Origin of the sequence: Candidatus Megaera venefica, from assembly GCF_034554655.1 — a bacterium.
Lineage (GTDB): Bacteria > Pseudomonadota > Alphaproteobacteria > Rickettsiales > Rickettsiaceae > Megaera_A > Megaera_A venefica.
In genome coordinates this window covers 1-11,043 of record NZ_JARJFB010000054.1, presented here as the reverse complement: position 1 = coordinate 11,043, position 11,043 = coordinate 1, and the positions used below count along the sequence as shown (strand labels likewise).

Genomic DNA, 11,043 nt, shown 5'->3' with positions numbered 1-11,043 from the left:
GGCCTGCCTTGCCAAGCTTTAACATCGTCCATGACATCATCAGTAATTCTACTAACAAGGCTTTCGCTAATGTCAGCCCCGTATAGTTCCTGAATCTGAAGTTTAATATCTGATAGACTCATTCCTTTGGCGTATAAGGATAGAATTTTTTGATCTAAACCTTCAATTCTTGTTTTTCTTTTGGGAATGATTGCAGGTTCAAACTCAGCATCTCTATCCCTTGGAACGTCTATTGTAATAAGGCCATTATCAGTGATTAGATTCTTTTGAGATACACCGTTACGGGCGTTATTAGAAGTGATAATACGATCGTATCTGTCATAACCTAGATGATTATTCATCTCTGCCTGTAAAGCTTTTTCCACAAGACGTTTTGTTAGTTGTTTCAATAACCCGCCTTTGCTTAAAACATTCGATAGATCTACTTCTTTACTTACCAGTAAATCTATCGCTGCGGATATAGCTTCATTATTCTTATTATTGATAGTGTTTTTAGTCATATTTTATTCCTCTTAGTTATATTAATTGATTATATAACCTATAAGGAATTTACACACTTAGATGGACAGACCCCCTTTCCCTCCCAAAATTAATCTATTAATATTTGCGATTAAATTACTCATTTCTTAAAAATTTATCTATTGCTACCAATATATATATTATTTTTATCATTTCTGCGACAAAAATTACTGGCTAATTTATTACGAACTCTATGGATTACCCTGAACTTTATTCAGAATCTCCTTCTGTCGCCTGAGATACCCAGTCAAGCTCGATATGACTGATTTTTTGCGTAGATTTGGTTATCCTGAACTTTATTCAGGATCTCCTTCTGCCTCCTGAGTCCTGGATGACTGGCATTATTATACTAAGCTCCTAGGATTATTTTTTCCCAGAAGCCATAGTCACGTATTTGCTAGGCCCCTTTTTATATCTCCATTTTGTATTTTCGCTTCTTAACTTAACGCTCGCAACTCTTCTCACTTCAAGAACCTCTTTATCTTGAATAATTGGATCTATTTCCATTTGAGCGAGGTTAGTATCAGAAAGCTTAACGTATTCATCATTTAAAGCTTTTAATCTCTCTGGTGAAGCCAAGTAAGCTAACTCAGCTTTTAATAAGTGAATTTTATCAATTTCGTCTTGGACTTGGTTGTTAACTTCTGTTAGCTCGCCCTTAATACTCATGACATTTTCTTTTATATTAAATAATGCATATATGGACATTAAACACACTATGAAAACTATGTATATCGGCGATTTCTCAAGTAACATGGTTACCTCTTATTTTTTCAGCCACTCTTAGCTTGGCAGATCTGGACCTTGGATTATCTTGAACCTCAGCACGCGAAGGAACCAAAGGTTTTTTAGTAATAATTTGGAGCCATTTTCCCTCGGGAAAATTATTTATTTCTTTTGAGTATTTTGATTTAGCAATTTTTTTTACAGAACTTTCCTTAAAGAAATTTTTAACAATACTATCTTCAAGAGAATGAAACGAAACCACTATAATTCTACCACCTGGCACTAATAGACCTTCGGCATTGGCAAGAAATCTTTCCAAGGCCCCGAGCTCGTCATTAATATATATCCTGATAGCTTGAAAAGTTTTTGTAGCAGGATCTATTTTTTCGGAGCGATAATGCTTAGACTGACGAACAATTTCAGCTAATTTCAAAGTTGTATCAATACGATCTGTCTGGCGATAATAAACAATATTTTTCGCGATAGCCCTTGATTGCACTTCTTCACCATATTTATATATGATGTCAGCTATTTCTTGTTCAGAAGCAGTTTCCAAGAACTCTGCTGCACTCATGCCAGTAACACTCATTCTCATGTCGAGTGGACCATTTTGCATAAAAGAAAACCCTCTAGCAGCCTGGTCTACTTGCATTGAAGAAATTCCTAAATCAAGTACTACTCCATCAAAATTTTTACCCTGTAGCCTTGAAGCTACTTCTGAGAAGTTTGTTTGAATAAAATTAAATCTATCGCCATAGTCCGAAGAAAGGTCATTGGCAAACTTTATTACAGTTGGGTCCTGATCAATGGCCGTTACGTAACAATCACCCTTTGATAAAATTGCTCTCGTATAGCCGCCAGCACCAAAGGTGCAATCGAGATATCTACCACCATCTTTTATGGATAAATACTCAATAACCTCATTAAGCAACACAGAACGGTGGGGAGAATTTGACCTATTTTGTACTGTTTCACTTAAATCCATTATCTATTCCCCTGAACCATAATGTTTATTTTTTAAGATAGACCTATTGTCCTGAGCAATTAATCGCGCAGACTTTAAATATTTTTCAAAATTCTCAGGATGCCATATTTCAAAAACCAAACCTTTTCCAACAAAACACGCCTGCGTGGTAACGCCAATTTGAGCGGTTAAATGAGAAGGTAGCGTAACTCTACCCTCGTTATCAAATTGAAGCTGGATAGCCTCACCAAGAACAATAGTTTCAAAAGCATCTCTTTCATCTGAATACGGGTCAAGGCTTTGAATGATACGGCTTAATTCCTCAAGATGAGACATACTGCATGCCTCAATACAATTATTTTTAAAGGATGGATAAACGATAATACCGCTAAAATTTTCTTGCCCAAGAGCAGCTCTGTAACTCGCGGGGATTGATACTCTACCCTTCGTGTCAATTTTATTTACATACTTAGAAAGAAAAATATTCATATTTTATATATTGCCGCAATAAGTATGGCGTATTACGCCTTGAATATAATTTAACACAAAATTTGGTAAGAAATGGGTTAATATGGGATTTTATGGATCTAGATGGAAAATAAAGCCAAATTTTTATAGAGTCAAGTGATATTTAGGTAACAAGTTGCTAGTTACGAAGAAATTTATTACCTTTTTATACCAATATTTTTTAATAGAAACTCTTTGTGATATAGTAGGATGAGTAACAAAATTAACTTAACGGTTTTAAATTTATGGACATATTACTACTTTCAATAAGTGCTCTAGCCATAATAGCACTAATATTCATGATAAAAATCGTACCTCAGCAGCAAGCGTGGGTCTTGGAAAGGCTTGGTAAATACGACAAGGTTCTTGAACCTGGTCTTAATATAATCGTACCAATTATTCAGAGAGTAGCTTACAAACACACCCTAAAGGAGCAAGCAGTTGATGTTCACGCACAAACAGCGATCTCAAATGACAATGTTACTCTCCTTATAGACGGCGTATTATACGTCAAAATTATTGACGCTGTTGCAGCTTCGTACGGTGTCGAAAATCCATATTATGCAATCACTCAGCTAGCTCAAACCACTATGCGTTCTGAAATAGGAAAATTAAAACTAGACAGAACTTTTGAAGAAAGAGAAACATTAAATCATGCTATTGTCTCTTCAATTAACCAAGCCGCTACAAACTGGGGAATCCAATGCATGCGTTATGAAATAAAAGATATTCAGCCACCTACTACTATCCTAGAGGCTATGGAACTGGAAGTAGCCGCAGAAAGACAAAAACGCGCAAGAATAATGGAATCAGAGGGGCATAGACAAGCTCAAATAAACGTTTCTGAAGGTGAAAAAGCTCAGGTTGTCCTTAAGTCAGAAGCCGCTTATACCGACCAAGTAAATAGGGCAAAAGGTGAAGGGGAAGCGATATTATTTGTAGCCGAGGCGACCGCTAAAGGGATTAGCATAGTTGCTAGCGCAATCAAACAGGATGGCGGTCAAGACGCCGTATCTCTGAAAGTTGCCCATCAATACATAGAAGCATTTAGTAAGTTAGCTAAAGATTCAAACACAATTCTGTTACCAGCAGACTTGGGATCTCCAAGCAGCGTAATTGCACAAGCTATGACTATATTCAACAATGTAAAAACATCTACCGGCAAAAAGTAATCCTAACCGCTTATAGTCATACCGAACTTGGATCGTTATCTCATAAAACAAAAGAAGCTACCGGGTCAAGCCCGGTATGACTGTAACCGGTATAACCGTGTAATATACATGTGACCTTTACCACTTATGCTTAAGAGTTGTTTAGTTAGTTAAACATTCGAAACTTTATACACAAAACCATTTACATATATTTATAATATGATTTATGATTGTTTGAGTAAGTTATATAGTAAATTAAGCATTCAAACTCAACAAAACTAAATTATTATTCATGAAAGAAATTGTACTAACTGTTCCAGAGCACGCAAAAGAATTTATTCAGTCGTCAATAAGATGGCATCAAATGATCTCCTCTTTTAAAGAGGATACACCTAATAACGAAATACATGTATTGCTAAAGGAAGAACATTCTCATGCAACTGAGCAGGAGTTATATTCAGGCGTTAATTTATATGGACTTAACGAACAAGTTGCACTTTCTCCTAAAGGGCTTGCGCATATAGCAAAATCTGCAGCATCACAAGAATCGGTGTTTAATTATGTTATGTCTATACAAAACAACCTTATACAAGAGTCCGTTCTTGAAGTGTTTAATGATGAAGGCATAAAGTCTAATTTTGATTTTTGGTTCGATACCCTACCAACAGCTAGATCTTTAGAACTTATGATCGCAATGGGCTCCAATCCGTCCTCGGCACTTAGCCATATTATGAGTTATTATAATATCGAACGCGATAAAGAATGTACCGATTTAATTCAGATTGCTCTTAAAAATGGAACAAACGCCTCACTCCCAAATCTTTATAGCATTCCAAGTTTTTTGCCAACTACTGCAATTGATTTACTTATAGAGAATGGACTTACGCTTGCAAGTGTTTTCAGGGCGTCAACCGAGAGCAGCACCCCTGCAGGTCAATTACGTCTGCTAAAAATTGTACAAAAACATGGTTTTAGTATAAAAGACTTTGACGATAATTATTTTCCTTCCCTTAATAATTTTACCGCCGATTTTATAGATCTACTTATTGGTAATAATATTGTACCCGTACAAAAGATCTTGCAAAAAATTATTCAATTAACTCCAAATGAATATAGCCAAGAAAAAGGTGAATTTATCAAGAGCCAGAGTTTAATAGACAAACAAGAGTCACTTATTAAACATATAGCATCAAAAGGAGCTGAGCTTCAAAAAATTACTTTTTGCATGCCAGAGTTTGTACAAAATCATTTGCAACTAATTATAGATTTGTGCGGTGATTTTAACTCTTTTCCTTGGAATCTGGAATCTCTTACAAAAGAACAAATAGAACTACTTGTAGAAAAAGGTTTAGACCCAAATACTTTAGCAAAAACTATATATGATCTTGCACTACCAAAACATAACCATCAAATAAATACGTTTGAAACGGCTACAATTAATATCCATTTTGAAGAATTAGTTGCAATAGCAGTTAGGTACGACTTAAAACTCAACGATTACTTCATAGAACAGCTATCAAAGAAAAGCTACTATACTTCTCCTTCCGGAAAAATGGTACCTATAGCTCCTAGTGTCGAAATTTTAAAATTACTCAATAAATCAAAATTGATTAATGCTGATATTATATTCCAATATGCCATTGAATATAATGATCTAGATTTGCTAAAAGACGCTATCAAGGAAGGAGCATCAATAGATAATGCTACTGAACTGCTAAATCAGTTGATCTCAGGTGGCAACCATAAGTTCGCTGAGTATTTCGTTACGGCATTAGGTATCAGTACTATTGACCCTAGAGCTTATATAACTGGTGTATTAAGCTTTAATGTAAAAATTTCACAGGATATGATCACAAAATTTGCACAATTTTTTGACAGAGTAGCTTGTATGGAATTAATGCGAGCAGCAGGAGCATCTATAAGTAATATTACAATTGTATCGGATATATATGATTTATATTGCGCATACGGAAAAAATAGCTCGGACTTATCCCCATTCGCAAGAGAGGTATTAAATCCTGATATCGAACTCACAGCAAAGCAACTACATGGTCAAGATTTTACAAATAAATGGGGTTACTCCGCATTACAACTTGCTATACTCGCAAAAAAACTAACATTAGCAGATGAACTAATCGACGCTGGACATGACATCTATCAAGCAAATAATAACAAAACTTCAACAATTGATTTATTCAATATAATTACCAGCTTTAATTCAGAAGAACCAACTAAAGAATCCGAACAATTAGCTAATAAAATCGCGTCTCAATTGAAAGATATCGATATTGTTGACAAAGAAAACGGAGAAAGTTTAGCGGATTTGCTAATTTCTACTGGTTCTTCTGTTGCTGAACGCATTATTGAATTGTCAAACGATCCTTTATTTGCTTTATATAAGGAGAGCGTAGATTTAAATAACTTATTTAAAGATAATTTAACTCACATTGCAATCAGTAACGGAAATGATTTTTGGTCAACTGGCGCTTGGTCGGTAGCTAGACTGCTCATGCAAAATTATCCAAACGTTGTATTTCATCTTATTACACTTGAGATGGTAGACAAGGCCGGAGTGGATTTCCTTGATCAATTCGACGCATTTATTAACCCTGGTGCAGGCGATAGCTATCCTGGTCACAAAACTTTTAAACTTGAAGATTGCCCACTAATACATCCTATCGAGAAACTATACCAGATTGTTTTAACAAAGGCCGCAGACAAAGCAGCTCCGTATGTTGGTATGTGCGCTGGTGCACAACACCTAGTATTAAACTATAAAGGCACATTAGCACCGTTAAAAGGCTATGACCATGGCCAACACACTATCACCTATCTTAAAGGAACTCTTCCTTACTACATGGTCCTGACTAAAGAACAACAATCACAAATGCTAAAGACAGGAGTGTTTCCTGAAATTACATTTAAAAGCGACACGGCGCACCATTATGCAGCAGTTAGCGGTAATTTAGGCAAGTTAACCCTAGGAGCTATATCTGAGAGCGGCGTCCCCATGTCATATTCTTCATCTATTCATTTTGCTACTCAGTTTCATCCTGAACATTTTTATTGTAGAAAAGACGAAAGCTCTATAAATCAAAAAGCGTGGCTGAATAACTTTGTTGAACTGGCAATTATGAATCACAATGGCGAAGATATCCTGGGACATATGAAGTCTATACAAGATCAGATGCAGAGCTTATTAGGTCAAGTTGCTGATGAATCTACAATTGATGTCTAGCAAAATAGTGTAAATATTAGGGTATAAAAAATATTTTATACCCTATGCATGAATTAGACGGCTTAACAAAGCCAAAAGATATCTTCTAAGTAATAAATTTATTTAATTTTCTCAACTCACAAATTTGTAGATAATCTAAAAACACCTATAGCATAGCCCGAAGTCCTTCTCGAAATGTAGGATATTTCAATTTAATATGAAGCTTGTCTTTAATTTTAGAATTACTAATCCTCTTATTATCATTGTAAAATTCTTTTGCCATCTCTGATAACTTGGCTTCTTTTATATCTATAATTGGAGGTGGAATAACTCCAAGCAGCTCGGCAGCAAAATTATTAACTTCAAAAGTTGGGCATGGTTCATCATCAGCAACGTTATATATTTCTTTTATACTCTCAAGCATAGCTGCAGCCACAATTATTCTTGCTATATCCTCTACATGAATTCTAGAAAAAACTTGCCCCTCTTTAAAAATCGACCTAGCTTGACCGGCTCGTACTTGATCAAGGGCATTTCTTTCTGGTCCGTAAATCCCTGCCAATCTAAAAATATTCACATTAGTTTTATATTTTTTACCAAACTCTAACCACTCCGTTTCAGCCCTTACCCTTTGCTTTGCACGTTTACTTGATGGTAGCAAAATAGATTCTTCATTAATGAAAGCGCCATCATGATTACCATACACAGCTGTAGAAGATAAATAACCAATCCATTTCAAATTTTTTGCTAAAGATAAAATATCCGAAAAATCCGCAAGGACGACATCTCCGTTCTCATCTGGTGGTATCGAAACTAAAATATGGGTAGCAGTTTTAATTTCGTTTGTTATCTGCTCTCTATCATATGGAATAATAGCTGCGTTTGTATGGTGAGACTTACTTGAAGTGCCTACAACTCGCCACCCATTTTGGCTGATTAAGTTTGCCACGTGCGATCCAGTATAACCGTAACCCAAAATCAAAAATGTATTTTTCATAAAAATCACTAAATAAAATATCCCGAAATAAAATCGACAGTTGAAGATAATTATATTACAATATCGCTGATTATATAAAACTATTGAGCAAAAACCTGTGAGTATTTTTAAAGCACTAATTCTAATTTTCATATTACTTTTATCTTTACCTATAAAAGCTGATCATCAATATAATCTTATAGAGAGAGATGGCCATAAAATTCATGTAGTGATTATTGATCCAAAAGAATATAAAGCTTCATTAGTCGTTGCTCATGATCAAGTTTTTGGCCGCGAAAGAGTAGGAGAAATTGCTAAACGCGAAAATGCACAAATTGCGATTAATGCCGGTTTTTTTGAAATTGGTGACAATCAAGACGGACGACCAACTGGAACCCTAGTCAGCAATGGTGAGGTTTATGGAATGCGAGTAACTGAGCATGCGTGCTTAGTAAAAAACGTTGATAAGTTTTCTGTTGAGATCGTCACCCCATCTCTTGAAGTGTCTATTGCAAAAAAAATTATAAAGCCCAATAAGTTTAACAGGTTTGCTAAAGGCAAAGATGTGTTTTATTTCAATCGTAACTGGGGACCAAGTACCTTAAGTTCTTACAGTGACAGAAAAGAGGTAATTATTAATCGTGAATTTAAAGTTCATGAATTATCTATGCATGGAAATAGCAAAATTCCTGAGGGAGGGTATGTCCTTTCGTTTCCAACTGTTTATGATTTGAGTGAAATAAAAGTTGGACAAAAGGTTCAATTTACATGGACACCAAATCATTTTGCTAAATCAGATAATTTTTCCGTTATGGGTCTACCATCTTTAATTATTAACGGTAAAACACGAGAAAATCTTTCAAACGAAGAAAAACATGCCAGGACAGCATTCGGCATAAAAGAAGATGGAAATATAGTAATTGTTCTTGCTGAACATGTTTATAGAAAAGAGGCTTCAAGCGTTACCTTCAGTGAAGTAAAAAAAATAATGGATAAAAAAAACATTTCTATAGTTGATATGAAAGTAGCCGATATGAAAAAAATCATTTTTGATGATTTAAATACCGATAGCAAATCAGTTGGCCTTACAATGCTTGAATTAGCAAATTTTATGAAGGAAATGGGATGTTACGAGGCTATTAACCTTGATGGTGGGGGATCTTCAACCATGTATGTCGATGGAAAATATATAAATGAATCTTTTGGCGACAAGGACGAAGCTGAAGGACAGAAATTAGTCCGACCTATTTCAGATGCAATAGTGTTTAAACTACGCTAATATACTTAATCTCTCAAATTTTGTTCTATGAGTTTGTTTTAGTTCTCGATACAATACGTTCCGACACATATCCCAGGCTTGAACCTGGATCTACTCATGCCTTACTAGATACCGGATCAAGTCCGGTATGACGACTCCTTTTTTCGTTTAGTATGACACAATTCTGTTCAGGATAATTTTCTGGCAGCCCCTTAATTCAACCTAATTTTTGCCTAACTATTTACCTCATCATATCAAACTCATGTTACATAATAACAAATCAACCTTATGGTAATTTTTGTTCCTTTGAGGAACTTATCGTTCAGAAATACCATACCAATTTACAATTTATATTAAATTATAATTAAAATATCAATTATGCAACAAAGATTATGCTTTCTTAAAGAATCCCTTCTTTTCTGGGGTTTTCTGCAATTCAGTCTTTTCGGTTTCCATTTTTTCTATTCTATTATTTAGATCCCCCAACACTACCCAACAGGCATTGCTTTTTTCTTAAAATTTTATTAATAAACTACCTCTTATCTGTCTATTCCCTTCAACTATCATTTCGCTAACTTCCTTCTTAAAATTTTCGAATAAATTTTCAATTGATTCTATATGTATATATCTATTAATTATACTTAAGGATGTGACATCATCTTTTTGGTCAATTGAGTTATTATTTTACAGAGTTTGTTTCATCTAGGTTCTTATTTTATTTTTAGTAATACTAATTTTCCATAAGCAAATTGATGAGATTCTTATGGTTTTGCAATTTCTTCTTAAACTTCGACAATTCTTCACTTGACTCCACTTGAGAATTATCTAAGGTACTGATTGCACTAAATCCTTAATTGACTCCCTACAACACTCCACTGTTCGAGAGACTCTTAATCATTAGTTCTTTGATGTGATGCATTTCGTGTTCAATTTATTCGATGTGTTGTTTGATGGGGTCCAACAATTCGTTGCCGGTTATGCGGGCTATCTATTGGATTAGGGAGGAAATTGATAGCAATAATTTCTCCTTTTCCACGTATTTGTCAACTACAAGATCGTGATTTGAATTACGACGAGAGGCAGTATCAAGATGTCTTCTATTGAAATACTAGATTATATTAAGAATGTACTCTTTCCACAGCCATCTCGACCTTTGTGTCGAAATCAATGTCAGGATTAATCATATATAATTAAATGTAAAATGAGGATATTGACAAATAATTATTAACCTTATCAACTCAACATTCATAATCATTAATCAAAATTACTAAAACTCAGGAGAAAGAAAAAGAATAATTAGCGATAAGAATATAGAAATTAGAAGAAGAATTAATAGAATCAAGATTGTTTTAAAATAGAGTGAATAAGCAACTTCAAAAAGAAAATGATCGATTGAAAGAAGAGAATGATCGATTGAAAGAAGAGAATATTAAATTGAAAGAATAAAATATACAATTAGTGTAAAATTAATAGGAAATGGAAATAGTATTAAAGGAATACTTAGACTTAAATCAACCTTTAGATACATCAATAAGCAATAATAATAGAAGCAATAATATGAGTAATAATCATGATGATTATATATAGCAAAAAGTATGTCAGCATAAGTAGAATATAATAAATCTAGAATTTCAATCATCAAAAATAAAACCTCATTTGTGGAGGAATTTTATATAATTTCTGTTCCAGAGAAAAATATCAAATAACCTTCTAAACCTGAAGTAT

Annotated in this window: 8 protein-coding genes; 3 read left to right on the top strand and 5 right to left on the bottom strand. The window is 34.3% G+C overall.

The genetic code is table 11. The annotated features are described in order from the left end of the window. From Megvenef_RS04370 to Megvenef_RS04355, 4 genes are all read right to left on the bottom strand, one after another. Nucleotides 1–500 (bottom strand): transposase (locus tag Megvenef_RS04370; protein WP_322776251.1); only part of this gene is annotated, 500 nt, incomplete at its 3' end. Between the two features lie 382 nt (nucleotides 501–882). Further along, on the bottom strand, nucleotides 883–1,275 hold the full coding sequence (gene ftsL / locus Megvenef_RS04365) for a cell division protein FtsL (protein WP_322776769.1): 393 nt from the start codon (nucleotides 1,273–1,275) through the stop codon (nucleotides 883–885). Further along, the gene (gene rsmH, locus Megvenef_RS04360; protein WP_322776768.1) at nucleotides 1,265–2,230 is read right to left on the bottom strand and encodes a 16S rRNA (cytosine(1402)-N(4))-methyltransferase RsmH; all 966 of its coding nucleotides are present in this window, start codon (nucleotides 2,228–2,230) and stop codon (nucleotides 1,265–1,267) included. The genes ftsL and rsmH overlap by 11 nt, the downstream gene beginning before the upstream one ends. Nucleotides 2,231–2,233: 3 nt before the next feature. After that, the gene (locus Megvenef_RS04355) at nucleotides 2,234–2,698 is read right to left on the bottom strand and encodes a division/cell wall cluster transcriptional repressor MraZ (protein WP_322776767.1); all 465 of its coding nucleotides are present in this window, start codon (nucleotides 2,696–2,698) and stop codon (nucleotides 2,234–2,236) included. A gap of 263 nt (nucleotides 2,699–2,961) precedes the next feature. On the opposite strand from Megvenef_RS04355, the gene Megvenef_RS04350 reads away from it, so the two are divergent. Together Megvenef_RS04350 and Megvenef_RS04345 are read left to right on the top strand one after the other, a co-directional pair. Beyond that, entirely contained in the window at nucleotides 2,962–3,888 is a 927-nt protein-coding gene (locus tag Megvenef_RS04350; protein WP_322776766.1) for an SPFH domain-containing protein, read from the top strand. 271 nt (nucleotides 3,889–4,159) lie between these two features. Beyond that, a complete protein-coding gene (locus Megvenef_RS04345; protein ID WP_322776765.1) occupies nucleotides 4,160–7,105 on the top strand; it encodes a gamma-glutamyl-gamma-aminobutyrate hydrolase family protein in 2,946 nt (981 codons plus the stop codon). A gap of 145 nt (nucleotides 7,106–7,250) precedes the next feature. Here Megvenef_RS04345 and Megvenef_RS04340 read toward each other — a convergent pair whose 3' ends face one another. Next, nucleotides 7,251–8,081: an SDR family oxidoreductase gene (locus Megvenef_RS04340; RefSeq protein WP_322776764.1), complete on the bottom strand. Its 831-nt coding sequence runs from the start codon at nucleotides 8,079–8,081 to the stop codon at nucleotides 7,251–7,253. A gap of 97 nt (nucleotides 8,082–8,178) precedes the next feature. Here Megvenef_RS04340 and Megvenef_RS04335 point away from each other — a divergent pair, with 97 nt between their 5' ends. After that, the gene (locus tag Megvenef_RS04335; RefSeq protein ID WP_322776763.1) at nucleotides 8,179–9,339 is read left to right on the top strand and encodes a phosphodiester glycosidase family protein; all 1,161 of its coding nucleotides are present in this window, start codon (nucleotides 8,179–8,181) and stop codon (nucleotides 9,337–9,339) included. Nucleotides 9,340–11,043 lie beyond the last annotated feature (1,704 nt).

Excerpts from the sequence above, each read along its gene's own strand:
- ftsL (WP_322776769.1), bottom strand. The coding sequence starts at position 1,275 with ATGTTACTTGAGAAATCGCCGATATACATAGTTTTCATAGTGTGTTTA.
- rsmH (WP_322776768.1), bottom strand. The coding sequence starts at position 2,230 with ATGGATTTAAGTGAAACAGTACAAAATAGGTCAAATTCTCCCCACCGT.
- Megvenef_RS04355 (WP_322776767.1), bottom strand. The coding sequence starts at position 2,698 with ATGAATATTTTTCTTTCTAAGTATGTAAATAAAATTGACACGAAGGGT.
- Megvenef_RS04350 (WP_322776766.1), top strand. The coding sequence starts at position 2,962 with ATGGACATATTACTACTTTCAATAAGTGCTCTAGCCATAATAGCACTA.
- Megvenef_RS04345 (WP_322776765.1), top strand. The coding sequence starts at position 4,160 with ATGAAAGAAATTGTACTAACTGTTCCAGAGCACGCAAAAGAATTTATT.
- Megvenef_RS04340 (WP_322776764.1), bottom strand. The coding sequence starts at position 8,081 with ATGAAAAATACATTTTTGATTTTGGGTTACGGTTATACTGGATCGCAC.